Annotated in this window: 23 protein-coding genes and 1 pseudogene; 2 read left to right on the top strand and 22 right to left on the bottom strand. The window is 41.2% G+C overall.

Annotated features, from left to right (window positions below):
• Positions 1-43: 43 nt before the first annotated feature.
• On the top strand, positions 44-646 hold the full coding sequence (locus tag C427_RS06295) for an XTP/dITP diphosphatase (RefSeq protein ID WP_007642169.1): 603 nt from the start codon (positions 44-46) through the stop codon (positions 644-646).
• 4 nt (positions 647-650) lie between these two features.
• The gene (gene hemW, locus C427_RS06290; RefSeq protein ID WP_007642167.1) at positions 651-1,811 is read left to right on the top strand and encodes a radical SAM family heme chaperone HemW; all 1,161 of its coding nucleotides are present in this window, start codon (positions 651-653) and stop codon (positions 1,809-1,811) included.
• Between the two features lie 47 nt (positions 1,812-1,858).
• Here hemW and C427_RS06285 read toward each other — a convergent pair whose 3' ends face one another.
• From C427_RS06285 to C427_RS06195, 22 genes and pseudogenes are all read right to left on the bottom strand, one after another.
• A complete protein-coding gene (locus C427_RS06285; RefSeq protein ID WP_007642160.1) occupies positions 1,859-2,641 on the bottom strand; it encodes a YggN family protein in 783 nt (260 codons plus the stop codon).
• Positions 2,642-2,730: 89 nt separating this feature from the next.
• Positions 2,731-2,946 (bottom strand): Lcl C-terminal domain-containing protein, encoded by a 216-nt coding sequence (locus C427_RS28760; protein WP_007642159.1) that lies wholly within the window; start codon positions 2,944-2,946, stop codon positions 2,731-2,733.
• A 289-nt stretch (positions 2,947-3,235) separates the two neighbouring features.
• Positions 3,236-3,820 carry an Lcl C-terminal domain-containing protein gene (locus tag C427_RS27195; protein ID WP_015430580.1) on the bottom strand — a complete coding sequence of 195 codons (585 nt, stop codon included), beginning with the start codon at positions 3,818-3,820 and terminating at the stop codon, positions 3,236-3,238.
• 48 nt (positions 3,821-3,868) lie between these two features.
• Positions 3,869-4,045, bottom strand: a complete 177-nt coding sequence (locus tag C427_RS27190) for a hypothetical protein (protein WP_007642158.1) — start codon at positions 4,043-4,045, stop codon at positions 3,869-3,871.
• Between the two features lie 72 nt (positions 4,046-4,117).
• Positions 4,118-4,954, bottom strand: a complete 837-nt coding sequence (locus tag C427_RS27185; protein ID WP_015430579.1) for a PKD domain-containing protein — start codon at positions 4,952-4,954, stop codon at positions 4,118-4,120.
• Positions 4,955-5,035: 81 nt separating this feature from the next.
• Positions 5,036-5,797 carry an LrgB family protein gene (locus C427_RS06270; RefSeq protein WP_148285890.1) on the bottom strand — a complete coding sequence of 254 codons (762 nt, stop codon included), beginning with the start codon at positions 5,795-5,797 and terminating at the stop codon, positions 5,036-5,038.
• Entirely contained in the window at positions 5,754-6,140 is a 387-nt protein-coding gene (locus C427_RS06265) for a CidA/LrgA family protein (protein ID WP_007642156.1), read from the bottom strand. The genes C427_RS06270 and C427_RS06265 overlap by 44 nt, the downstream gene beginning before the upstream one ends.
• Before the next feature lie 30 nt (positions 6,141-6,170).
• On the bottom strand, positions 6,171-7,529 hold the full coding sequence (gene prsR / locus C427_RS06260) for a PEP-CTERM-box response regulator transcription factor (RefSeq protein ID WP_007642155.1): 1,359 nt from the start codon (positions 7,527-7,529) through the stop codon (positions 6,171-6,173).
• Positions 7,530-7,553: 24 nt separating this feature from the next.
• Positions 7,554-9,572, bottom strand: a complete 2,019-nt coding sequence (prsK, locus tag C427_RS06255) for an XrtA/PEP-CTERM system histidine kinase PrsK (RefSeq protein ID WP_007642154.1) — start codon at positions 9,570-9,572, stop codon at positions 7,554-7,556.
• 14 nt (positions 9,573-9,586) lie between these two features.
• Positions 9,587-10,711, bottom strand: a complete 1,125-nt coding sequence (locus tag C427_RS06250; RefSeq protein WP_007642153.1) for a beta-ketoacyl-ACP synthase III — start codon at positions 10,709-10,711, stop codon at positions 9,587-9,589.
• A gap of 160 nt (positions 10,712-10,871) precedes the next feature.
• Positions 10,872-11,582, bottom strand: coding sequence for a hypothetical protein (locus C427_RS06245; protein ID WP_007642151.1), 711 nt, complete (start codon positions 11,580-11,582; stop codon positions 10,872-10,874).
• 224 nt (positions 11,583-11,806) lie between these two features.
• Complete coding sequence (locus C427_RS26270; protein ID WP_007642149.1) at positions 11,807-11,950, bottom strand: hypothetical protein; 144 nt, start codon at positions 11,948-11,950, stop codon at positions 11,807-11,809.
• Between the two features lie 171 nt (positions 11,951-12,121).
• Positions 12,122-13,033 carry a hydrogen peroxide-inducible genes activator gene (locus C427_RS06240; protein ID WP_007642148.1) on the bottom strand — a complete coding sequence of 304 codons (912 nt, stop codon included), beginning with the start codon at positions 13,031-13,033 and terminating at the stop codon, positions 12,122-12,124.
• 460 nt (positions 13,034-13,493) lie between these two features.
• Positions 13,494-14,817 (bottom strand): annotated as a pseudogene (locus tag C427_RS28755) (tetratricopeptide repeat protein).
• Position 14,818: 1 nt separating this feature from the next.
• Positions 14,819-15,364 (bottom strand): energy transducer TonB, encoded by a 546-nt coding sequence (locus C427_RS06230; protein WP_007642145.1) that lies wholly within the window; start codon positions 15,362-15,364, stop codon positions 14,819-14,821.
• Between the two features lie 120 nt (positions 15,365-15,484).
• A complete protein-coding gene (locus C427_RS06225; RefSeq protein ID WP_007642143.1) occupies positions 15,485-15,892 on the bottom strand; it encodes an ExbD/TolR family protein in 408 nt (135 codons plus the stop codon).
• Positions 15,893-15,948: 56 nt separating this feature from the next.
• Positions 15,949-16,473 (bottom strand): MotA/TolQ/ExbB proton channel family protein, encoded by a 525-nt coding sequence (locus C427_RS06220; protein WP_007642141.1) that lies wholly within the window; start codon positions 16,471-16,473, stop codon positions 15,949-15,951.
• Positions 16,474-16,479: 6 nt separating this feature from the next.
• A complete protein-coding gene (locus C427_RS06215; RefSeq protein ID WP_007642139.1) occupies positions 16,480-17,889 on the bottom strand; it encodes a MotA/TolQ/ExbB proton channel family protein in 1,410 nt (469 codons plus the stop codon).
• Between the two features lie 13 nt (positions 17,890-17,902).
• Complete coding sequence (locus C427_RS06210) at positions 17,903-18,670, bottom strand: DUF3450 domain-containing protein (protein WP_007642137.1); 768 nt, start codon at positions 18,668-18,670, stop codon at positions 17,903-17,905.
• 328 nt (positions 18,671-18,998) lie between these two features.
• Positions 18,999-21,662 (bottom strand): TonB-dependent receptor domain-containing protein, encoded by a 2,664-nt coding sequence (locus C427_RS06205; protein WP_007642134.1) that lies wholly within the window; start codon positions 21,660-21,662, stop codon positions 18,999-19,001.
• Between the two features lie 162 nt (positions 21,663-21,824).
• Positions 21,825-24,629 carry a hypothetical protein gene (locus C427_RS06200; protein ID WP_007642133.1) on the bottom strand — a complete coding sequence of 935 codons (2,805 nt, stop codon included), beginning with the start codon at positions 24,627-24,629 and terminating at the stop codon, positions 21,825-21,827.
• A 289-nt stretch (positions 24,630-24,918) separates the two neighbouring features.
• The gene (locus tag C427_RS06195; protein WP_007642132.1) at positions 24,919-25,971 is read right to left on the bottom strand and encodes an OprO/OprP family phosphate-selective porin; all 1,053 of its coding nucleotides are present in this window, start codon (positions 25,969-25,971) and stop codon (positions 24,919-24,921) included.
• Positions 25,972-26,137: the final 166 nt, after the last annotated feature.

Here is a 26,137-nt window from a genome sequence, read left to right as displayed (position 1 = left end):
TTGTTGGATCACTTAACATTGCCATTATTTTAAAGGATAACATGTGAGTAAAAAAATAGTCCTTGCTACGGGCAACAAAGGTAAGGTCAAAGAACTTGCCGCAATGTTGTCTGGTTTAAGTATTGAAGTCTTGCCCCAAAGTGACTTTTCGGTAACAGAAGTAGCGGAAACAGGTAGCACTTTTATCGAAAACGCGATTATCAAAGCCCGTCATGCTTCTGAACATACAGGTTTACCGGCTATTGCTGATGACTCGGGGTTGGCGGTGGATGCATTAGGTGGTGCTCCTGGTGTGTATTCTGCCCGATACTCTGGGGATAATGCTACAGATCAAAGTAATATTACCAAGTTGCTTGGCTTGATGGCTGATGTACCAAACGATAAACGCCAAGCCAAGTTTTTATGTGTCTTGGTGTATATGCGTCACGCTGATGATCCGTCGCCTATTATTTGCCAAGGTGAATGGTGCGGTGAGATCATGACTGAGCCACAAGGTGATAATGGCTTTGGTTACGATCCTATATTTTGGGTCAATCAACAAAACTCTAGTTCTGCCCAATTGTCATCCCAACAAAAAAATGCATTGAGTCACCGTGGTAAAGCATTAAAACTACTGCTAGCCCAATTACAAAATCAAATAGGTTAAATACTTGTCACGACCAATTACCTTAAAACTGCCGCCCCTTTCGTTATATATCCACATTCCCTGGTGTGTACAAAAGTGTCCTTATTGCGACTTTAATTCTCATGGACAAAAAGGGCAGGTGTTACCAGAGTCTGAATATGTCAGTCACTTATTAGATGATTTAGCCGAAGATGCTAAATTGGTTGGCGACAGAGCCATTCATAGTATTTTTATTGGCGGCGGCACACCGAGTTTGTTTTCAGCACAAGCTATTCACACTCTTTTAGACGGAGTGAAAAAACGAGTGAATTTGTTAGCTGATGCTGAAATCACTATGGAAGCAAATCCTGGCACAGTAGAGAGCCAGCGGTTTGCTGATTATGTCAAAGCAGGCATTACGCGCATCTCTATCGGTGTACAAAGTTTTCAGCCAGAAAAACTGACCGCTTTAGGGCGTATTCACGATGAAAGTCAGGCCCTTAAAGCGGCTGAATTAGCTAAAAGCATAGGTCTAAATAGTTTTAACCTAGACTTAATGCATGGCTTACCTAAGCAATCTTTAGAAGATGCAATGTTTGATTTAAACACGGCCATAACGCAACAGCCCCCGCACTTATCTTGGTATCAATTAACGATTGAACCGAATACTCAGTTCCACTCAAAACCGCCTAGATTGCCTGAGGATGAGCTGTTATGGGATATCCAAGAACAAGGTGATGAGTTACTTAGGCAGGCCGGATTTGAACAATACGAGATATCTGCTTACAGTCAAGCCGGTCAACAATGTCAGCATAATTTGAATTATTGGCGTTTTGGTGACTACTTAGGTATCGGCTGTGGGGCACATGGAAAAATCACTCTGGCCAATGAAAACCATATAATTCGGACGGTTAAAGTCAAGCATCCAAAAGGTTATATGGATTTAACCCGCCGCTATACTAGCGATAAAAAAGTAGTGTCTGAACAAGACTTACCCTTTGAGTTTTTTATGAATCGCTTTCGTTTACTTGAGCCATGCCCTAAGTCTGATTATTCAAACTTTACTGGTATACCTTTGGATAACGCCACCAAACAAAACCTAGAAACGGCGATAACTCGCGGATTATTAGTTGAGTCGAGAAACGAATGGCAAGTCACGGCATTAGGCAGGCGTTATTTGAATACGTTATTAGAAATGATGGTCTAGCTGCAAAGGAAATATCTTCAGAGTGAGACTCATCCCCACAAAGCTGCTTATTTATCAAGATGTGTATTGCTGCCAGTCAACAATACATTGTAAGGTTTTAGCTCTTTAATTGAATCTCTGAGTCTGTCTTCAGCTTTATCTAATTCTTTAAATCTATTACAAAACCATTGGGCTTTAAGCTTTAGTGTTTGTGATTTTGGGCCAACAGTTTGACCAATCTCTTCACCAATACTTTCTAACTGATTAGCGATATTGGCGATTCTCTGTTCACTCCCCTCACTGTTGGCCACTAATCCGCCAATAGCCGAGAGTATGCCCCCAACAGAAGTGCTCATTGCTTCTTGTAGCTGTTCTTCCAGCTCGCGATCTACTAGATCATTAACTTGCTCAAGGCTGCCCGGGCCCATGTAAAAATTGTCGTTGGCACGAATAAACTTTTCTTTGACGCTCATTTGCACACGTTCCAAAGATTTTTGGAGTTTCCTCTGACTTTTATCGTCTTTCACTAAACCGCCATACACTTGCTCTATCGTTTCTACAGCAAGCTCAACCCCTTCATTTGCCAATAATATCATTTTAGGCACAACTTGATGGATACCAGCAGACAGCTCAGTCAGCTCTCGCTCTTGTTGTTCATCTAAGTCAATCCAATCACCTTGAACAATAAGCTGTGCGGGGTGGTTAATCTGGTACACAGCTCGACCACCATGCCCAATGACTCTTATCTGTTGCTCGCTCACTACTACCCCATAATTAAGCGACACCTCACAATCTGTGCCCGCATTAACGATTGAGCTAAGTAGTAGTAACGTAAAAGCTAAAAAACGCATAAAATCTCACTGATTATAAGACCGGTGTTAGTGTGCCTTTAAACAAAAAAAATGCAATATAAGATCAGATAGGACAGGTAAAACTTAGGTTAATCAGCAGTTCGCACCAAGCGCGTAAAAACAAATAAGCGTTTATCTTTAAGAGTGTTACTGCTGTTGAAAAAAGCAATCACCCAAGCGCGTTCAGGATTAATAACAGAAGGTGTGGATGTCCAATAATCGTCAGAGGAAGTATTTGGAAAAAAGAATTCGTTGATGGCTGGGCGCGCACAACTACGCTCGGTTAAACTGGCTAACTCTTTCATATTTGGCACGCGCCAACCCGCTTGTTCAGCAAATTCGTAGCCGTGAGCTGCTTGTAACGCTTATTGCCATGTTAATTCACTCGCACTACCCGTACACGTTTCATTTGACCAAGACTACAGCGCATCCATACGAGTCCCAATAATGAATCAGTTGCAGTGCCGTCACCGTTATCTATAAATTCATCTGCTTTTAAGGTTACATCAAAGTTTGGCGGCTAGCCAAAAAGCATACGAAAAAACAAAAAACATAATGCTCTCATAACATCAACCGCATAAAACCAACCTCATATTATCGCCATGCCCTGACTAGTCGCACTCTGCCAGCGGTGGATTTGTTTAAAAAGTTATCATTGCCTGAGGCAAAATCAATGGCCCACGCATTTTGAGCCCGTTGATTGCTAAAGCCATCGGCACTGGCATCTTGTGTCCAATACCAAACGGGTGCAGTTAATGCGTCGATAGTATGTGGAAAATAATCGGTATCAATCATAGGAGCTGCGGATTGTCCAGGATGTAATATAGATAACAATTCGTTGTGTGTGGGCAAACGCCAATCTCTAAAGTTACACAAACCTTGAGAGTTAACCTCAGCGATATAATCTTTAGTGTTGCAGTTGTTGATATAACAGCTAGTGTTAACACCATTTGTATCACCATCAAAACCTTCTTCACCGTCACTTTGATACCATGAATAACTTTGGCTATTGCTGTGTAACGTTGAAGTGAAGGTATCGGTTTTGGACTCCCAGATTAAGCCCGTAATGTTATCTCGCACGCAGCTCCAAGCAGCAGTGTCATCGTCCACTTCATCGTCAATTTCATCTAATCGCGTAAAGTCGAAACCTTGCGCGCCCCTCCCCACTTTTTCAGACAAACCGTTTGCATGAATAATATATTGACCACGTTGACCATCTTGCCCAGGCTAGTTAGCTTGATAACCGCTGAGTATCTGTGAACTGGTTGCTTGTAAAATAACCCTAGTATCATTGAGCGGTTGAATAGGCAGCGGTTTTATAGTTACCGTAAGGCTATCGTCAGCAGTATTTCCCTGCGCATCTTGTGCTCTTAATGTAAAAGTAACCGTTTCAGTTTTTGTCACAGCGGGAGCAATGGCGACTGTTTGTAGTGCGTTGGAGTTTTCAATCTGTGGATCTCTTTCGGAGTCATTCAGCTATGAAAACACTAAAGGTCTGGACGCTGCAATGGTGCTGCTAGCAATACCATTTAGGTTAATGCTCTCCCCTGTAAATACTTGATGACTGATACCAGCATTCACCTCAGGTAACGTATTAGCTGCACTTTGTATATTCAGAGTCACGGATGCAACATCTTCTGCTCCCTCTTGGTCGGTAACTGTCAGAGAAAAAGACACTGAATTGGCGGCAACGAGTATCGGTGTGGTAAAAGCTAAACTGCAGCCTTGTAAACTAATACCGGTTAATACGGATTCACCGGCAGTTTGTTGCCATAAATATGCCGCTATGGGATTGTTTATATCTAAGCTATCAGTATCTGAACTCATCGTTGCATCTAAAACGACTTCGTAACCCGCTGGGAACTGGTTGCGTGCTAGCTCTTCGAATTGACTCACTTGTATTAAAGCTCTTGGGGTGATGTTGATCGGGTTAATGCGATAAACAACAGAATCATTCCCGCGGTTAACACTTGCATCCGTTACATCAACCGTGAAGGTATAAGTCAATATCTCGGTAGTAACCGCCGCGGTAAAAGTTGCAGTGCTTAAACTTGCATCATCTAGAGTAATAGTAATGTCAGGCGATGCTCTCCATGCATATGTCAAAGCATCTGTTTGACCACTCGCTTGTGCACTTAAGATGACAATTGTTTGCTCATCAACCGTTCGGTCGGCACCAGCATTCACTAGTACCTTTGGATTAGACGCGTCAGTATCACTGTCGAGCGCACTTCCAGAACACCCGATTAAAAAAGGGCGAGACACAAAATAGTTAAAAAGTGATGCTGGATAGTCATGGTAGTGAACAAACATTTATCTTCTAAAGCAATATATTAGGTAACACTGTGCAGATACTGTACCAGTCGGACGACATTAATTTGGCAAGTATCTCATTCAACCAAATATCATAAATACGAACGGCAAAATAATGGCGGTGAGTATACCATTAACACATAACGCCATAGTTGAAAAAGCCCCCGCTTTGGCATCTATCTGATGGGCTCTGGCAGTACCAATAGCATGGGATACCGTTCCTAAAGCCAGGCCTTGAGCGCGCGGATCGTGGCAAAGAGTTAGCTTAAAAATAAATTGGCTGAACATCACCCCTAGAATCCCCGTAATCACTACAACAGCAGCAGCAAGTTCGGGTAACCCACCAATCATGTTGGTGGTGTCCATTGCTAGAGGTGTCGTTATAGACTTGGTCAGCACTGACAATCTCACAGGCTCTGAAAAATCAAACAAGCTTAACCAGCCAACCGCAATAAGAGGAGCAACACATCCACCGATAACAATCACCATCATGCCCTTGAGGCCTGCAGCAAATATCAGTCTAATTTGTTTATACAAAGGTATGGCCAATGCCACTGTTACGGGTCCAAGCATCCAGCTTATTGGAGTAACATAAAGTTGATAGTCGAGTACAGATGTCTGACTCACAACACTTATACCACCGATCAGAATTGCGCCGACCAATATAGGATGAAACAATATATTGTAAGCGAAACGTTTAAAAATCGACACTGCCAGCAGATACACAACTATTGTAATCATTACCCACAAGAATTGGTTTAAGGAAATTAGCTGTAAAATGGATTGCCAATCCATGGTGTTAATCGTCATCATCTTGACTGACTGATTTAGTATTATCTCCAAAAAAACGTTGCCCTAGCCAAGATGTTAGCCATAGACTAACAAAAGTACTGAGCATAACAGCAAACAAAAAAAGCCAAAAATTATCACCTAATTGCTCAGCATAAAACCACGCGGCAACCAAAGCAGGAATAAAAAATAAAGATAGGTGTCTTAAGCAAAATTGACTCACATATTCTAAGGCTTTGGGAACCCGCCCCAAACAAATCAGCCCAATGAATAATAACAGCAACCCCAATAATGCAGCGGGCAGATCAACATATTGACTTAACCCATATCCCAAAAACCAAAAGACAATAAGGGTAATAAAAGCCAACCCTGAGTTAATAACGTCATTTCTCGACATTATAAAATCACCCCACTTGAATCAACATTGTTAGCTGCCAATTTTAACATCTTCTAAATGATATTTTTCAATCAGAGAATATAAAGTAGGCCGAGTTACGCCTAGAAGTTCAGCCGTTTTGGACATATTATGTTCTGCTACCAAAAACGCATTACGTATTGCCCGACTTTCAGCCTGCTCTCTGACTTCTCGTAAATTAAGCGTGTCAATACCAGGTCCCTCATCACGCACCAACAAACTCAAATCCTCTGCCTGAATATGGGTGCCCTCAGCCATGATCACCGCTGATTTAAGTTTATTTTGAAGTTCTCGAATATTACCCGGCCATTTATGTTGTCTCATGGCTTTGATGGCTGAACCACTGAACCCCTTAATCTTGGTTTTAAATTCTTCATTATATTGCACCAAAAAAGTCTTAGCCAATAGCACCACATCATTATCACGATCTTTCAAAGGAGGGATAATAATACTGATTTCACCCACTCGATAGAATAAATCTTCACGAAAAGTTTGCTCTGCCACCATCGACGGAATATCTCTATGAGTAGCACAAATGACCCGAATGTTCACTGGTATTTCTGAGCGTCCGCCCACTCGCTCAATCACTCGTTCTTGCAAGAAGCGCAGCATTTTGGCTTGCAAACCAATCGGCATATCGCCAATTTCATCTAAAAACAAAGTACCGTTTTGCGCTGTTTCTATTTTTCCTGGAGTGGTTTTATTGGCACCAGTGAATGCGCCTTTTTCATAACCAAACAGTTCACTTTCTAATAAGTTTTCTGGTATGGAGGCACAGTTAATGGCAACAAAAGCTTTATCTTTACGTAGGCTATGTTCATGAATACTTCGGGCAAACACCTCTTTACCGGTGCCACTTTCACCGAGTAATAAGGTACTAATATCAGTTTGCGCGATACGCTCGGCTTTTCTGCTCGCCGCTAAGAGCCCTTCACTTTGACCAATGATTTTGTCCATCGAAGGCGCCACTTCTGCCAAATGGCGGTTTTCCATTTCTAAATTAAACAGATTAATGGCGCGGCTGACTAAAATTTGAATGGTATCTGAGTCGATTGGTTTTTGGTAAAAGTCATAGGCACCTAAATTTACGGCCTTCAACGCATTTTTTTTGTCATTATTACCGGTGACTACTATGACTTTTGTCTGTGGCGCTAAGGCCAAGATTTCTTCCAGGGTGGCTAACCCTTCAGTCGCATTACTTGGGTCGGGTGGTAGGCCTAAATCTAGGGTCACAACCTTAGGTTCAAAACGCCTCAACTGTGCAATTGCTGAGGTGCGATCTTCGGCAAAAATAACGTCGTAGCCTGAAAAACTCCACTTTAATTGTTTTTGTATCCCTAAATCGTCATCGACGACTAAAATCTTATCCATGTCTCAATATCCTTTGTATTTACCCTAGTCTGTAGGAATTCTTAATGTGAAAATCGTACCTTGCTTTGCCCTACTTTGCACAAGTAACTGGCCACCAATTCTCTCTAGGTAAGCTTTTGCATCAAATGCCCCAATACCCATTCCTGCATTACCTTTTGTAGTATCAAAAGGTTTAAATAAACGTGTGCGAATAAAATCTTCGCTCATACCGCTGCCTGTGTCCACAATATTGATTAACATATACCTTTCATCGTCAGATAACTCTATTTCAACATCTACTTTTCCATCATCGCTGGTAGCTTGTTGTGCATTGCTAACAAGATGGTAAATAACGTTACTTAACTTATCTTTATCTAAAACCACAGGGGTTTCACTTCTGACGATCACACTAGGTGTGGGTAAATAGGATGCACACCTTTGTCCAACCACACGGGTAACACACTCTGATAAAATGACTAAGCTGTCAGCTCCACCTTGTGAGGCATTTTTTTCTGACAACTGATGCAGCATCTTATCCATTCTAGCTTTGGTATGGTGCAAGGTTTCAAAAGTATCAGCAATAAACTCTGGGTTATCTTTATGTTGCTCCGCATTAGATAAAATCAGGTCAATTTGCGCCGCTACGTTTTTTAAGTCGTGTACAATAAACGCAGACATTCGTGTGAATGCCGCAAATTGTGCATTTTCAGCCAACTCCTGTGCTGCTTGATGATGAAACAAAAAATTCGAAATTTGTGCGTTCACAGCGGTCAAATAATCTCTTAATTCCCAATTAAGTTTTTTACTGGTGTTATCAGAACCCTGCATAACGGCCATGCCCCAGAATTCTTCTTCATTATAAATAGGGGTCACCAGCTGGAAAGAAACGCTATTTAACAGGCCGTGATTAACCTTTAGCCCTTCATACACATAAGGCTTTGTTCTAAGTTCTTCAATATCGATTATCCAATTTTTAGACGTGAAAAAGGCTGAAAATTGCAACAAAACAGTTTGTTCATCATCGTTCAAAGTAGGTTTATCGATATCTGCCAATACCTTCAATTCCCCATTTTGGCTTTGAATCAAACACCCGGTTTGGTAATCGATGGCCTGAATTAACCCTCGTAAAGCTGTGCCGTAAACATTCCCATCTGACTCGCTGGTATTTAAGCAATGTGTAAGCTTGAGCCATTCATGCCTGTAATCAAATTGATTAGCAAAAAAGTGCTTGATTATAAAAACCTTGATCTTAGTCCGAAAACTCAAAGAAAGAAATAACGTCACTAAAAGAGACAAAGACAGAACGATAAGCACTGCCTGAATGGCAGCCCCCCATTGACCACCAAAGTAATTAACCGCGTAACCCAACATCGCCATCACAAATAGATAAACGCCAGCTACCATCAAAAGTGTGCTGTGCATCACTATCTCTCGGGATATATATATTTCGACTCCCCAGTTTTTAACTCGCCTTATCGCTAAGACCAGTAAGGGTATAAGAGCAGAATAGACATACCCCCTTGCAGCAATGTAATTAATGTTAATCTGGTCCACCATTAAAGCATTCGCAAAGGTAACAAATTCAAAGACGCTGATAACCGCTAAATAGATTATTAAGGGTTTTAAAGCCCACCTATTCTCACCCGCCTGACGATATATGACTTCAAGTAACACCAGTACTTGCAAGGCAATCACAGTCTGGAGCAAAAACCTCCACGATTCTTTGTCCATACCAAGGTAAGGCAGTGCAATAGCGGTAATCGGTAAAACTAATATAAACCAAGTTTGTTTTCGACTTAATACTTCAACAATATTAGTAAAGTTATCTCTTAAGCATGAAGCTAAAAAGAGTAACCAAAAGAGGCTTTTAATATTGTCGAAAAGCAACAGCTTTTCGACAGGTAGTGGGGCAAAAAGGAACGGTGCGATAGACCATAAACACGTCGCACTGGTGGCGAGAATTAACAGATACTTTGCTAATCCTGATTTGCGAACTGTTAACAACAGCAGTAAAAGAAAGGCATAACCAATTGCACTGATTGCATAACCAACAGTTGCGATCATTGTGAGTTAAGCCTTCATAGTTTTTTTAATATTAAACTACCGATCGAATACCCTGCCCCAAACGAACAAAGCAAACCGATGTCACCTGATTGCAAGTCTTTGTGATACAAATAAAACGCGATGATTGAGCCTGCAGAAGCAGTATTAGCATAAGTATCCAATACGATGGGAGCTTCTTCTAAGGTCGGCTGTTTCCCAAGCAATTTGCGACTTATCAACGTATTCATATTGATATTGGCTTGATGTAACCACCATCTTGAAACATTTTCAGAACTCAGCTCATGACGGGCTAAATGCTCAGATATATGCTCCACGGCCATAGGGCACACTTCTTTAAACACCTTGCGCCCTTCTTGATGAAAAAGTTTATCTTCTGCAAACGGGTCGGTGTCATTAGCACGGCTAACATAACCAAAATTTGAGCGGATATTGTTTGAGTACTGAGTAACAGCTTTGGTGCTCATAATTTCGAAGATATGCTCTGAAGCTGCAGTATCGGCATTTTCAACGATCATTGCCGTGGCCACATCACCAAAAATAAAATGGCTATCACGATCACAATAATTCACTTGTGGCGAGGTTAATTCTGGATTAATCACTAGCACTGCCTTGGCTGTACCGGCAGCAATCATTTCGTAGGCACGATGCAAGGCAAATGTAGCTGCAGAGCAAGCTACTAACATATCAAAAGCAAAACCTTTAATACCCAAAGCACCTTGCACTTCAATTGCCAACGCAGGGTAAGAGCGCTGCGTATAAGCACACGCCACAATCACAACGTCAATGTCTTCAGGGGTTTTATTAGCCGATTTTAATGCGTCTTTGGCCGCATAGATTGCCATTTCAGCTTGATCAGATAATTCATTTTCCGGACGCTCAGGAATATCTGGTCGCATTCGATCAATATCTAAAACACCCTCTTTTACGTAGACGTAGCGACTCTTGATACCTGAAGCTTTTTCAATAAACTCAGCACTTGAAAGTGGCTTAGGCTTAAGTTCACCGTCTTCAATTTCTTTTAGATGTTGATGGTTAAACTGATCGGCATATGCGTTGTATGCCATAACCAGCTCTTCATTACTAATACTGTGGGCGGGTTTCCATAAACCAGAACCGCTAATCACTACAGGAGATGTCATGTAAAGTCCTAACTAAAATATATTAGGCTACATATGATTAAGATCTATGTAGCTGAGATCTAGCAAGCTTATCGGTTTGTAATAAAAAAGTCAGCTTGAAGCTGACTTTTTAGTTTAATAAGTTTCCTGCCGACTTGAAATAGGCAAGTCTTTGACGCATTTAACAGAGTGTTTTGTTTGATTTCCCTGTGACACAGGATTTCGCATATTTATGTTTAAACACGTACATTTTATCATAAGAGCCAATGACACTATCTTTATCTGCATCAACAAAATCAGATAATAAGGAAGTAATATTTTCGTCATCAGATAAAGAACGCAGCCCCGCACATTCGCTGTACAACATGTTACCGATAGTGTCTTCAAATAATGCCAGTGATCCGTTATGTAATTTTTTCTTAGCCGCTTGGCGTTTCGCCATTTCTTGATTACGCTCAGTTCCTAACTCTTTACGAAACTTTTCTAAACCAGCTATTTTGACTTCAAGTTTTGCCATTCCTTTATTAAATTCAACCAAACGGTTGTCTATATTTTTATGACGATCGACATCAGCATTACGCTTTTCAAACTCTAAGTCGCGACGAGAACATTCGTATTCTCTTTTCTCCCAGCTTAATTCTCGTTGTTCCCCGGTTAAATCACGTATTTTATCACTGAGTTCATCATCATAATGTTCACCATGCTCTACAAAATCTATGACCATTTTTTCAATTTCATTTTCATCTACGTTAATTTTTACATTACGACTATTATAATTAGGGGTGACAGGAAGACTATTAATAAGACCGTTCAAGCTTTCTAAGTCTAATCCAAAGAAATTGCCACCATGCCTACGACCTCCGTGTCGATCACTGTCTATTTGAAATACCACACCTTAACCTGCCAGATAAAAAGCGGCTTCGGCGCGAAAACGAATATTTTTATTTAACGTTTGTTGTTTCAACGATGTTTACAATATATTCAGCATAATACCAACTTCATTACGCACTTCTTTTATATTGGTTTGATCACTTTTAACTTGTAACAGACTAATCGCTAAACTACTAAAGGCTAATGTCATTAAAGTTTTTAATTGATAACGTCATGATTACTTCTTCACTCCTTAATGTTGCCGCTACCCATTAGCTCAGGCTGGGCACAGATATCTTGTTGTAATTTATTTAGTTGATATACATAAAAAAGTTGATCGTCACTACGCTGTTCATTCACATACTTAATCAGTTCAGCAAATTCAGCCAAGTTTGTTTAATGCTATGTAAAGCTTTTGCAATAAGTTCTTCGTCAGTTTTCTCAAACATTTTTTTGTTCCCTGCCGGGTGTGTTCCCATTCAAAACCATAGTCGAAGGACAAAGTAAAAAAGTTTCCTTTTAAATATTATTTTATATGTGCTTTTATACAAAATATTGAAACTAACGGGTTAAGGTAGGAATAGGTGTTAACGGAGCCAATAATTCAGCCAAATGACGAAACAATCTGACTCGCGTTGTACCGCTGCGCCACACCATACCGATTTCTCGATAAGCCATATCTTCAGCAGGCATCGAAACTAAAGGAGTGGTGCTTAATATATGATTTTGAATCGCCAACTCAGGCATAAAAGTGAAACCCAATTTGCTATTGGCAAGTTGTACTAAGGTATACAAACTGCTGGCCGCCAATGAACTCACTTGTTCCCGATGTTTTAAACCACAAGCGCTAACAGCGTGTCCTGTCATGCAATGTTCTTGATGCAATAGAAAAATACTTTCCTTCGGTAAATCCGACATATTAAGCGGCACGGGTAAGGTTTCAACCAAATCACTATGGGCGATTAAATGAAAGGGATCATGACCTAATACCAATTGTTTACAACCAGGTGTATCCATCGGTAAAGCTAAAATAAGTAAGTCTAAGGCCCCTTCATTTAACTGAGTTAACAAATTAGCCGTAGTGTCTTCTTGTAGCTGCAGCGTGATGTCGGGAAGATGTTGCTTAACTTTACCAATCAGCCCCTCAAAAATAAAAGGAGCGATGGTAGGAATAACTCCAATTTTAAGTTTCCCTGCTTGCCAATTACCTGCGCTTTGTGCGAAATCTACCAGTTCGTGGGCATCGGTTAGTAAGGCTTTGCTGCGCTCAACCAACTCTAAACCAAAAGGCGTAAACACAAAGGTTTTATGATCCCGCTCTAAAAGCTGGGATCCAAACTGCTCTTCAAGGTTCTGAATTGCGGTGCTGAGTGTTGACTGACTGACATGACAGTGCTGGGCTGCACGGTGGAAATGCTGTTCTTTATGTAATACAACTAAGTAGTGAAGGTGTTTGAGATTAGGCCACTTCATATTTTACCATCTATAAAAACGATTGATATTTGTATTTTAGATTAATTTTAAAGATAATAAAAGTGCCATAGTAGTTAAGTCGCTTCATAATAAATAACAGTCTTGCAAGCCACTTGTTAACTGAAACTGAGATATCAGCCATGACGGTTGTAATGAACAACATTAACGCTACTATTCTAATTATCATTCTCAATCCCTAAACATAAAAAGCCGCGTATTGTATTAACAATACGCGGCTATAAACTTGGTAAGCACTCTATGGTGGGCCAGCGGAGCGCTATCTTAAACACTTACTTCAGCGGTCCAAAGCACTGTTGCTACAGAATGAATTTACACCAGCAACGGTTGGTATTTTATTTCTTATACCTCTTTTCAACTGAGCAGATTTGCCAGCTATGCTGAACAAACAAAAAAAACGCCATATTGGCGCTTTTAGAATTCTCATTGTCTACTTGTCTATTCAGCTTCCTACTGAAGCATAAGTAGCAATCTGATTTCTTTCGCCTTCAACAAATTTCGACCATTGTTGAGCCATACCGCGACTGCTATCGAATTCTTGGGCTTTTGCAAGTTGGGTTAAAGCCTCGTTATATTCACCCACATTAAACTGGGCCAGACCAATCACCAGATGCGACATACCTTCATTCCGTAAACCGCCTTTTTCAATGGCTTGTTGTGAAGCAGCGATCGCTTGTGTCCACTGGTCCATATTTAGGTACATTTGGCCAAGTTGAGCATATAACTCACCAGTTTCAGATAACTTAGCCGCCGCTAACATCACGGGAATCGCCTTTTCAGTTTCTTTAGCAAGATTCCAAGACTGGGCTAAAAACGTTAGGTTGCGCTCATTTTCTGGTAACTTACTCACATCTATGGCTTTTTGCATGATAGCTGCAGCTTTGTAAGGCATTTGATGATAATAGTAAAGTTGTGCCAAATTGAACATATCTGAGCCAGTGGCGATAAAACTTTTTTGCTCAGCAATTTCCATTACAGCCAGTTGTTTTTCTTCTTGCTCAAGCTCGCCATACATTCCAGCAAGTTGTAACCAATATTTAGGTGCTTCGAAATTTTTAACTAACTTAAGCAAAACATTTTTAACGTTTTCAGGCTGTTTAAGTTCAAAATAAACAGCTCGTTGTAATACATACCACTGCTCGTCTACTTGGAAACCCAAGTCGTTGGTTTCAATTTGCAGAACAGCCGCGTTAATATACTTAGATGCTGTAGCATAATCTTGCTTTTGATACATAGCTTGAGCTTTTAATACCAAATTTTTTAGCGGGGATGTCTTTAGATGGATACAAGGTCTTTTGAATGTCTTCCCATCGCTCGATGTTTGCAATAGTTTTGTCGTAGTTGCCACGCATCATATGTAATTGAGCTAGGCTAAACAACGTTGCCTGTTCAAAGGTTTCTGGAATGGGTTGTTGTTGTACTACGTTTTCAAACGCGGCGATCGCTTGGTCGTAGTTTTCAGCTTCGTAATGAATAAAAGCATAAAAATTAAACATCATGGCGAGTTCATAACTGTTCATTGAACTGGCTTTAGACTTAACATTATCCAATATAACAAAGGCCTCTGCTTGATTACCCGCATCGGCCAAGCCTTGGGCGCGAGACAATTGGTCGTACACCTTAGAACGCAAAGTAGGCACACGTTTAGTTTTACGCTCTACTTCAACTTCTTGCGCGTTAACAACACTGACTTGCACACCAGACGACAGCACCGAAGTCATTAAGAGTAGTGTTGCTAATTTAAGTATTAATTTATTGATCGCCATTTTAGCCCCCAAGTTCGAATTTAACCCGCACTTCCACACCAGATACTGCCATGGGTTCGCCATTTACGACGCGCGGTTTGTATTTATATTTTAAAGTAGCATCCAATGCCGCTTGCTCAAAAATGCCTTCTGGCGATGCCTGTATCACCTTTGGATTGGTTACCGAACCTAATTTGGATACAGTAAATTCAATATCCACATAGCCTTCAATGCCACGCTGCAAAGCCCTTCTTGGATAGACAGCAGCAACACGCACTATGGGTAAAAACTCACCGTCACCCGACTCCAAAGCTAATCCACCTTCAAGGGATAATTCAGCGGCTAAATCAGCACCAAAGTCCATGCCACTGGTGGTACTTTCTGGGCTAGGTGCATCCATTTGTGGTGGCGCCATATCCGGTGGCGGTTGTTCTGGCTTGGGTGGTTTCTTAGGTTTTCTGTCTTTCTTTTGAACCGCTTCTTCTTTCTTCACACGCACAAAATCCAGCACACTACCTTTGGGCGCATCAGTTAATGCACTGCCACCACTTTGAATTAATGACTGCATCAAAAAGAACAACCCTAAAGTGACAACCGCGGCAAAGAAGACTGCGAGGGCTATTCTTAATAACGTCTGCGGCATCATTGTCTTTGAATTAGTCTGCGACATGCTCTTAGTCATGGAAACTTAAGGCTCCTGAGCCGCAATAGACACGTCTTCAATGCCTGCTGCACGTGATGCATCCATTACTTTAATTAAGACGTCGGTAGTGGCTTTTCTATCCGCCTGAATAACCACAGTACCTTGTGGATTTTCAGCATATAAACGTTCGATATTGGCTTGTACTGCACGCACATCCACTTTGCGTTTATTGATCCAAATTTCACCCTTTTCACTGATAGCCACCAAGATATTGGCGCGGTCTTTCTTAACTGCAGTAGCAGCTTCTGGGCGATTCACATCAATACCGGCTTCTTTAACAAAAGACGCAGTCACAATAAAGAAGATCAGCATAATAAAAACGACGTCAAGCATAGGTGTCATATCAATCGTTGCTTCTTCTTCGTCCATCAAATTTTGAAAATGCTGTTTCATATTAATCTCTTGTTACTTACAATTTGCGGTGCTGTGGAAAATGCCATTACACAGGGCTAAATTTTACGTTCCATACGCAGCGAATCTTCTAAATTTGCTCTTTCTTTTTTTGCTGTTCTTGCTAGCCATGTTGATGCGAAAACACCTGACAAAGCACCGACCATTCCTGCCATAGTAGGGATAGTGGCTTTTGACACTCCAGAAGCCATAGAACGAGCGTTGCCCGAGCCTGATATCGCCATCACATCAAAAACTTCAATCATGCCCGTAACCGTACCCATCAACCCCAACAATGGACATAAAGCCACCAATGATTGGATAATTGGAACTCCAGTGCCTAGTTTTAACGACACCCGAGAAATCATCGCCTGGCGAATTTGTTCAGCGTTCCAAGACGAACGTTCTTGTCTGGCTTTCCACTTAACAATCACCGCATTTTTGTATTGTTTGTGCGTGACAAATACATACATGGCGCGCTCTAAAATCATTAACCACATAACAAAAATCAGTCCACCGATAATCAGCAGGACTTGCCCACCGGTTTCAGTAAAATCGCGAATCGTTTCAAGGATTTCAATCATAATAAATTAAGCTTTGTGGCTTTTATTGGCCGCAGCGCTAGCAACTGCAGTACAATGAGCTTCAGCACGTTCGGCAATCACACCCGCCGCTTGCTCTTGCAATATATAAACAATGCTTTTGCTGCGTGTATTCAATATGGCGTATAAAAGCGTCATTGGAATGGCCACAACCAAACCTAATACAGTTGTCACCAATGCGGTTGAAATACCACCGGCCATCAATTTGGGGTCACCGGTACCGAACAAAGTGATTGCTTGGAAGGTGTTGATCATGCCCGAAACGGTTCCGAGTAGTCCCATCAAAGGTGCCACAACTGAAATCACTTTAATAATGCTCAGAGACCGACCTAACTTAGGCACTTCACCTAAAATCGCTTCAGTAAGGTGTAGCTCTAGAGCTTCGGTATCGGCTTCTGGGTAATCGTCTTTGGCTTTCATCACACGGCCAAGAGAATTGTTATCTTTGAACGTTGCTGATTTAAGCTGACGGTTAACTTTAGCGCCCTCAATGAACAAGGCAATAAAGCGCCAGACGGCAATCAACAAACCAACCAGGCCCACAGCTAAGATGATGTAACCCACGGTTCCACCTTGCTCTACACGCTCTTTGAGGCTAGGCGCTTGCACTAATAATTTAAGAATTGAACCACCGGTTGGGTCTAAACCAAACTCAATTAAATTACCTGATGATTGTTGTAATTCGGCAGCACTGTCGCCATAACGACCTGCAGGTTGACGCACAAGCTCAGCAACCGAACCTGTGGTGCCGTTGTAATCGAGGTATTTACCATCAGCAGCCAAAGCAAAAGGTCCAACACGTAATACCTCTTTGCTAACCTTATTACCACCGGCTTCGATGACGTCGGTTGTAAATGTGGTCACTTTTCCTGACTCAGTCATTTCACGCTGCATTTCAAACCAAACGCGCTCAATTTCTTCGATAGAAGCCAGCTTTGAAGAGGATCCCATTGATTGGGCTAAGTTATCTAAAAACTCCGCACGACCAGGGATTTGTGCAGAAATAATCGAGTTTTGAAATTTACTTTTGGTATCACCTGATACTTGCTGCAATACCCCAAACAACTCTTTTAACGAGCCTAAACGTTTGTTCATGGCTTCATTTAAGTCAGCTAATTTAAACTCGTTTTCTTCGAACTGGGTTTCCATTGATTCAGAAGTAGCTAAAGCTGCATCACGAGTCTGTTTGGCTTGACTTAACATTTGGTCTTGCTCAGAACGTTTGTCGGCAAACTCTTTCTCACGTTGAACATTTTGTTTGTTTTGCTGAAACTGGCCTTGTTCAAGCTGTTTTAACAAAGCGTCCAAATTAAGCGCTTTATCTTCTTGTGCCACAACTAAGTTCGAAGTGAAACTAATACTAGTTATTAATAGTAAATTTTTTAGGATTTTTTTCATGTTTATCACGCCCTTAATCCGTCATCGATATAGGTAGCATTAGAAGGTCTGGTGCGAGTTGTTTCTTAGCCATACGTAAACCCTTAGTCACTTGGGTACGATAGCTCGAAGACAAGGCTTCCCACTGACGAGTTTGTTTATTCCAGGTACCTTGTAAGCTAGCATCACGGGTTTGATAAATCAGTGCAGTACGTCCCACCCGCAAAAAATCAACATCACGCTCTTGCCCATCAATAGTATGTAAACCACTGTAGGCTTCTAGAGTACGTCCGTAGTCCATTTCAACTTGGTACGCTTCCATCACGCGGCGAAACTTTTCTGACGGCGCAATATCGGCTCTGTCCATCATGGCTTGTAATTCAACAACACGATTGTTTCTTTCTTCGGCAAGAAAAGGCACGTCCAATTCTACAAACTGTACAAGTCCAGTGATCATGCGCATCATAAGCGGGGTAATTTGACGTTCGATAATACTCACGCCATCAATGGATGCATTTAAGTCATCCATTTCCTGCATTTGATTATCAATTTGTTTTTGCAACTGACCGTTGTATACATCCAAACCAGTGGTTTCTTTATTGATGGCTTTAAATTGCTGTAATTTATTATCAATTTGGTCTGTGATGTTATTAATTTTTTGTTGAGATTTTGCTGCAGACTGGTTGATTTCAGTCGCTTTCTTAACTGCAGGCTCAAGCGCCTTTTCTTCCTGAGCAACGCTACTTCCAGCCGTCATAAATATGGCTAAAAATGCTGCAGATAACTTGGTCAGTTGTGTCATACCTCAAACCTTTAAATTGCATAACAGTGATTTACTGCTATTTAAAAACTGCGCAGAGGATAAGGTGTGTATGTGACATAAATATTACAGATAAATGACGCTAAAATGACAACAACCATGGTCACATAATCTGCCTTTAATTTAATCTTTGATTAAGAGCTGTGAATGCCTTGTTATAGTTGGCCTGAGGCCGTATGAAGGGAGGAAATTTAACTGAAGACCTATAGTATTTATCTAAATGTTTTTTACAAATTAATATTAAAAAATGGTCATTCAATATAAATAAAAGGGCCACATGAAGTGACCCTCTGATAGAAAGATGAATAACCTAAAAATCGTATTTCAAAGATAAACTCACTTTTGTTCCTCTCGTTTGAGAACGCAGCAGTACATCTTCAAATTCTAACTTTTTGTTTTCACCTAAAAGGTTTTGCACCTTAAAGGTCAAGGTAGTATTAAAATTCGGATAATATTTATAGACAGTATCCAAAGAATGAAATGGTTGTTCATAACTATCATCAAAACCATCTATACCCGGTATAAGTATTCGCTCACCAAATACATTGTAAACAACAGATAAGGAATGTTCTCCGTTGGCTGAATCATAACCCGCTTGCATATTTGCCACATATTGAGAATGACCAGTTAAGCGACGAGTTAGATTAGTCACAGCCGCAGACAACCCTGTTTGATCAACAATATTTTGGCGATCTAAGGTTATCTCTGAATCACTAATAGTCAAATTACCGGATAAAAATATATTATCCCAAACACCATCACCAAAAGATTCTAAGCCCTGAAGGAATTCAAATTCTAAACCGTATAACTCCCCTGTTTCTGCATTCGCAATTTTTATGAGTGGAGGGCCATCTTGCGCTGGTGATTGCACTGACTCTATAGGCGCATCCATATCTTTATAAAACAAACCAATAGAAATGTTATTACCCGCTTCGCGATACCACTCCCAACGTAAATCGTAATTTAATATTGATGTTGTATCGATGCCAGGAGTACCAGAGGTGGGGAAACCGGTGAGAGGGTCAATAAAGGTTGATGACGACACCTCACGTAAATCAGGTCGAACAACGGTTTGACCAACACTGGCTCTAAACTGCATTGAGTCATCTTTAATGTATGTAAAAGCTAACGCTGGATAGAAATCATCTTCCTGAAATGCTAGTTGGCCGCGATCTGCATCATCTGGTAAGTCGATTTGATTCGTTCTTGGATCAAAAGGTGCCACCACTTGCCGAAAATCTTCAAATCTAGCACCGCCGCTAACACGCCATTTTCCTTTGTAAAATAAGTCTGCTTCCAGATAATAGGCATCGACTTTTTGCGCAGCAACATAATCATCGCCCGCAATAGTGGTATCACGAACAATAGCGGTGGTGTTGAAATGACTCGTATCTGCCAATACCTCATCACTTAATATAGAAAAGAATGAACTACCCACTAAATCTGTACTATCTGAAAATGCTCGGGTATTAATATCAAATGTTCGGCTTTCTGAGCTACGTGTTTTTGTGAGAAAGTCACCACCCACCTTAATTTCAATTTCCCAATTTTTTAAAGAAACAGGATAGGTAAAGTTATATCCATAGTTTTCTAAACGGTCATGTAGATTTTGAAACGTATAACGAGCAGCAGTAGTCGAGTTATTCAATGAGCTTTCATTTTGTGTATCGAAAAACCCATCTTCATTGGCATCCGCTAACACAAAACGTGCTTCTACATTTCCAGGGGCGTCTCGAAGAGAGCGGCCTAATGAATACTTCCAATCCAGCCCTGCAAAGTTAAGTGACGGGAAAGTATGCATACCGCGTATTTGGTTGGTATACATTTTTCTTTCTTCATATTCCACATCAATGTCGCGGATACGCAAGCCTTCTGAAAGATTCAAGTTTTCTGTATTACCAAAACTTTCACTGATCTCATCACTGGTATCGCTGAGTAAAATCAAACTATAATCGATACGATGATTTCGATTAAAATCAACACCTAAATTAAGCATGTTTGACCATTTAACAGTCGTTTCAGTGACGGATATATCATCAAAGAAACGCACGATGTTTATGGAATCTCCAACACGGTCTGCCTGCTCTAACTCATACTCTTCAGACACCGTAGTTTCGTTGTCGTAGCTGGTTGTCCATAAAAAGCCGATACGCCAGTTTTCGTTTAGATCAACACTATTACCCAGAGAAAAACCAAAACCAGCATCTGGGCCAACACTTTTCAATAAGGGATCATAGTCTCTATTCACATCCTTTAATAAAGATAAGGCCACGTCTTCATCTAAATTATCTAAAAATTGTTTATTATCCCAACGAGTCTGTATCGAGTTAGGTACTGCTCTTGTGCCGTCATCCTGACCAAGCCAATCCTGACTACCACCATTATAAGAAAAAGCATCGCCTGAATTTTCGGTGTTGTAACCTACATTACCTGACATATTAAACAAAAAGTTTTCTGGAATAGTTTTCAGGCGAATATTCACATTACCACCGCCAAAAGAGGCTGGCATAGAAGGTGAAAACGCTTTTTGGACAGATAAACTTTCTATAATGTCTGAAGGGAATAAATCCAATGGAATAACATTACGGGTAGGATCAGGACTAGGTACTGCCGCCCCATTTAACTGAGTGCTCGAGTATCTCTCTCCTAAGCCTCGTACGTAAATAAATTTACCATCAACTAACGTTAAACCAGTAACACGACGTAAAGCTGATGCCGCATCACTATCACCCGTTCTAGATATTTGTTCAGCGCCTAATATATCAGCTACAAACGCCTGATTTTTTCGTTCCTCTATAACAGCCGTAGCCGTACCTTTTAAGCGTGTTCCTGTTGTCACAACCTCATCAAGCACATCGCCTTCATTTGGGTTTTCTTGCCCTTCTTGGCCTAACGCGATTTGCGACAGTGTTAACGAAGCAAGCACGGCAAGAGTGACTGGTGTGACTCGGAACCTATTTTCAGGCTTATTCATTTTAACCTCATTAGCTGCCAACTACTTTGCAGCCATGTAACTGAACATTGATATTAATTCATTGAAAACTAAACATTTGAAAAACAAGTACGCTACTTTGAGTAACGCACCTGTATTCTTATTTTGAACTTAGCGATTTATCTTTCTAACTCTAAATTCTAATTAAAGGCCAACCGTCCAGTTGGCAGTCCAGTCATTATCCGCATCTTTAACGGCACCAATAAAATCAACACTAGAGAAGAACGTACCTAAGGTTGTTACGTCAGTAGGCGCAGTGGTATCAATGGTGTAAAATCCGTTGAGTACAGCACTTTGAGTAGCTGCAGTAGAAGTACCAGATTGCGTTGTAAACCAAGCTTCTTGGTCAAAATCACCTGAGTTTTTAATGTTTTCACCACAAGCCAATACAGAGCTAGCAAATACGAGTTGAGGGTCGTTTGTACCATCCATATTTGCTTCAAGGGTGGTATCACCATCTGACAAATCAGCCTCAAAACACTCACCCATTCCAGCAGGTCCCGTTACGACAAAGTTATAAAGTTGAGCATTAGTCTGGTCTCTTAATAGCACACCTTCAGAGTCAGATTCTGCTGTATCAAAGGTATTACCAATAATAGTCATATTCGCCACTGTAGGGTTTGAGAAAGCCTCACCGTCACCGCCGTCGCCATCCCCTTCAATACCGCGGTTGGCATCCGAATTATCATCGGCGTGTTTAACCAAAACAAACTGCATGTTACCTTTAAAGCCGTTATCCCAATCAACAGAATCATCTTGAATACCCGTTAGCACAAGGTATTTAGCGTTGACAGCACCACCGAAGAACTCCACACCGTCATCAGCATTTTTATGTACTTGTAAATATTCGACTGTTGTACCAGAGCCTACAGCACCAAATGTAATACCATTTAATTCGTTATCAGGTGCAATTTCAAATCCACCGTGCATGACGCGAACATAACGCAAAGTGCCAGAGTTGTCGGTGTCGTCTGTGCCACCAAAAACAGCACCTTCTTGAACACCTTCAACTTGTAAAGAGCACTCTGAACCATCTTGAGGGCATTTAGTGGAGTTACCATTGCCTAATATAACTAAGCCGCCCCATTGACCCGCTTCACCGTTAACCAGTCCATCAATCACACCGCCGGACACATGTTGCTTAGACGTGAATGTAATAGGTGCTGCTGCTGTTCCATTGGCTTCTATTTTAGAACTTCGGCTAACAACTAAATAATCATTACCTGAACTACCGTATACAACCACACCAGGCTCAACCGTCAATGTAGCACTGTCAGACTTATCGTCACCAACAAAAACCGCACCAGAAAGCGCATAGTGATTACCTTGGGTAAGAGTAAGGTCTGATGTAATACGACCTGAAACTTGGCAGGTATTGGTTACGCCATCGACCATAGCGATAGTAGTAGTGCCTGCGGGGCAACCAGAAACAGACGTCACAACCCCCACTTCACCACCACCAAAGCCAAATGCCCAACCTTGACGCCAATCATTAGCAGACGTTCCAACAGCCCCAACAAATGTATTGGTATCAAAGAAACCATCAACAACAGCAGGATCACCGCCAGCACTCAGAAGTGTGCTTTGAGATGTTAAAGTGCCATCTATATTTAAACCTATATTTGCACGGTCCGCATAAGCTACAAGCTGGTTACCTGACTGGCTTGTAGTAAACCAAGATTCAAGGTCAACCGCTCCTTCAGGCGAATTGAAAGCTTCAGCACAGGCGATAACAGAATTAGTTATCGTGATGTCGGCATCGGTAAGGTTACCTTGAACAGTCTCATCGGTATCCATTTCTAAGCACTCACCCATACCAGAAGTACCAGTGATCAACATATTCGTAATATATGCACCCGTTTGGTCGCGCAATAACACGCCTTCAGAATCCAATTCGTCTGTATTAAAATCGTTTCCTACAATAGTAATGTTAGCAAGCTTCGGTAGCGAAAAGTCTAAACCATCCCCCCCATCACCATCTCCTTCAATACCACGGTTAGCATCAGAACCATCTGTAGCATGTTCAATATAGACATACTGTAACTTGCCGTTATATCCATTGTCCCAGTCTACAGAATCATCTTGAATAGCGGTAAGGACTAAGTGTTTAGCATTGACGGAGCCACCAAAAAATTCCACACCGTCATCGGCATTTGCGTGAACTTGAACATAGTCCACCGTTGTGCCAGAACCTACACCACCAAATGTAATGCCGTTAAGTTCATTATCTGGTGCAATTTCAAATCCAGCATATTTAATAACAACATAATTAAGGGTGCCTGAATCGTCTGTACTGTCACTGCCACCAAACACCGCACCACTCTCAACACCTTCAACTTGCAAAGAACAATCAGTACCATCTTGTGGACATTTGGTAGAAGGTGCATTACCCAAGATAATCACGCCCCCCCATTGACCAGCTCGCACTTCATCACCTAAAACATCGTTGTAAGATGTCATGATGATTGGCTCGGCTGCGGTACCTATAGCTTCGATATCAGAACCTCTGCTAACAACAAGATAATCACTGCCACTGCGGCCAAAGACTATTGTACCTGGCTCAATCACTAAATTAATTGAGTCGGCATTATCATTACCAACAAATACGGCCCCCTCAAGCGCCCAAACTGTATCGTTCGTCAATGTGATATTGCCACTCGCATCTGCATCAGCTGCAACAAGCCTGCCTGAGATTGAGCGAACGTCGACTGTTTTGCCAAGAGCAGTAGAAACCTGAGAAGATAAAAAAGAACTGGCTTCACCTGGGCGGTCATCGTTTACAACGGGCGTTTCATCGGTGCCACCATCGCCACTAGAACTGTTGGTCACACTGTTATCTGTGACGCTGTTATCAATAGCACCTTCACTGATATTGATATCTCCGCCACAACCGGCCAAAACTAATGCTGCTGCAATTGCACTAGCCTTGAAAAAATTCATAAGTTCCATTGTGCTCTCCAAATGCGAGTAATTTTATAAGAATTAAAAAACGCGAGAAGAATAACCAAGGAGCATGACAGTTTTGTTACATTAGATAGTTGTCACAAAAGTTTAATATAATGAGTCAAGGTAAGTACTAGATAAATTCGGAAAGGTGATTGAAATACTTATTGAAGTATCAGATTAAAATGAACTTAAATAGCTTAAGTTCACTGTGTCGATATGTTACCACTCAATGTAAATGGAACTAGATTCACTGGAGTCGTGACATGCATTTTTAAATAACGTTACAGACAGTTTAAAGCGCTATTTGCAATCGAGCTCGAAATTCACTGCCACCATCATCAGTAATATTATCTTTCGCGTCAGTATAAGTCGCTCCAATGCGTATAAAACTATTTAAATAATAATTGACACCCATTCCATATGAGGTCGCATCGGTAGAACCAAGTTCCTCGTCTGAATATGCGCCATCTCCATCTTCGTAGCGAACAACCACTTCCCAAGCCCCAGATGAATTACCTGGTTTAACTCGCTTAAAAATGCCATTTTTATAGGGTCTGGTTTCACCTGTTATGATCCAACCTGCCTGTACATACAATCCTTCACGACTTGCGTCATTTTCTTCAGAAGATATAAATTCAGACTGAATATGGTAAGGTCCTCTAGCATAGGCAACTTCTAAGCCAGTGATATCGATATCTTCGTCACGGTTACTATGAGCCACACCAAAATGCAGAATCTGATCAGCAGACTTGATCGGGGCATAAGTCACTCGGCCGGTAACAGCCGTTCCATCGTTTGCACCGTCGTCTTCAAATACGCCTAGGGCATAAGTGATACCACCGCGCTGACCACTGAAGAGTATGCCTTCTTGGCGTCCGGGCGCATATGCTTCAGTAACGGCAGAGCGTTCAAGGTAGCTAATATCTTTTGATGACTCTAACTGTTCCAAACCGAAGGGTTCTTTTTGCTTTCCAACTGTGACAACGGCCTGTTTACCCCAGCCATTGTATCTTATATACAAGTCCTCAGGTGTTCCGCCATTATTGTTACCAACATTGAATTGCATTTTGTAAGACCAGTCATTGACATTACCAGACAGGTACAAACGCGCTCGACGAATACTAAAATCATCTTCATCAGCGACACCATTTAGCTCAGCATAATTGTAATCCCACTGAAGACGTCCACCCAGTTTGGCTGAATAATGACCATCAGATGATGTAATTTTGATGGGTCCTTTAATATTGACAACGATATCATCTCCATCTGTCGTCACAACGCCGGCGAGCAAGACATGAGGTAGCAATAGAAGTGCGCACAGCGTAACCAAATTACGTATAAACATAGTTTTCCAATATTAAATGTTGTAGTCGATTGCCATGTCCCGGATGAGCTCCTGATGACAGTTTTGTGACACTTTTGTGGCATTTATGTGGCACTTTTGTGACAGCAGGGATTATTACATTTTTAGCTGTTTTTAATATAGTTTTATTGAGTGGTTTTTAAAAACT

The sequence above is a fragment of the Paraglaciecola psychrophila 170 genome (genome assembly GCF_000347635.1).
GTDB lineage: Bacteria > Pseudomonadota > Gammaproteobacteria > Enterobacterales > Alteromonadaceae > Paraglaciecola > Paraglaciecola psychrophila.
Note: the sequence above shows the minus strand (reverse complement) of the source record. Positions and strands in the feature narration are given on the sequence as shown.

Bases quoted from the DNA above. Each gene is read 5' to 3' on its own strand.
- C427_RS06210 (WP_007642137.1), bottom strand. From the start codon at position 18,670: ATGACACAACTGACCAAGTTATCTGCAGCATTTTTAGCCATATTTATG.
- C427_RS06250 (WP_007642153.1), bottom strand. From the start codon at position 10,711: ATGACATCTCCTGTAGTGATTAGCGGTTCTGGTTTATGGAAACCCGCC.
- C427_RS06205 (WP_007642134.1), bottom strand. From the start codon at position 21,662: ATGAATAAGCCTGAAAATAGGTTCCGAGTCACACCAGTCACTCTTGCC.
- C427_RS06220 (WP_007642141.1), bottom strand. From the start codon at position 16,473: ATGATTGAAATCCTTGAAACGATTCGCGATTTTACTGAAACCGGTGGG.
- C427_RS06200 (WP_007642133.1), bottom strand. From the start codon at position 24,629: ATGGAACTTATGAATTTTTTCAAGGCTAGTGCAATTGCAGCAGCATTA.
- C427_RS27185 (WP_015430579.1), bottom strand. From the start codon at position 4,954: ATGTTTGTTCACTACCATGACTATCCAGCATCACTTTTTAACTATTTT.
- prsR (WP_007642155.1), bottom strand. From the start codon at position 7,529: ATGGATAAGATTTTAGTCGTCGATGACGATTTAGGGATACAAAAACAA.
- C427_RS06225 (WP_007642143.1), bottom strand. From the start codon at position 15,892: ATGAAACAGCATTTTCAAAATTTGATGGACGAAGAAGAAGCAACGATT.
- prsK (WP_007642154.1), bottom strand. From the start codon at position 9,572: ATGATCGCAACTGTTGGTTATGCAATCAGTGCAATTGGTTATGCCTTT.
- C427_RS06285 (WP_007642160.1), bottom strand. From the start codon at position 2,641: ATGCGTTTTTTAGCTTTTACGTTACTACTACTTAGCTCAATCGTTAAT.
- C427_RS06215 (WP_007642139.1), bottom strand. From the start codon at position 17,889: ATGAAAAAAATCCTAAAAAATTTACTATTAATAACTAGTATTAGTTTC.
- C427_RS06195 (WP_007642132.1), bottom strand. From the start codon at position 25,971: ATGTTTATACGTAATTTGGTTACGCTGTGCGCACTTCTATTGCTACCT.
- C427_RS06230 (WP_007642145.1), bottom strand. From the start codon at position 15,364: ATGCAGTCATTAATTCAAAGTGGTGGCAGTGCATTAACTGATGCGCCC.
- C427_RS06240 (WP_007642148.1), bottom strand. From the start codon at position 13,033: ATGAAGTGGCCTAATCTCAAACACCTTCACTACTTAGTTGTATTACAT.
- C427_RS28760 (WP_007642159.1), bottom strand. From the start codon at position 2,946: ATGAAAGAGTTAGCCAGTTTAACCGAGCGTAGTTGTGCGCGCCCAGCC.
- C427_RS06265 (WP_007642156.1), bottom strand. From the start codon at position 6,140: ATGTCGAGAAATGACGTTATTAACTCAGGGTTGGCTTTTATTACCCTT.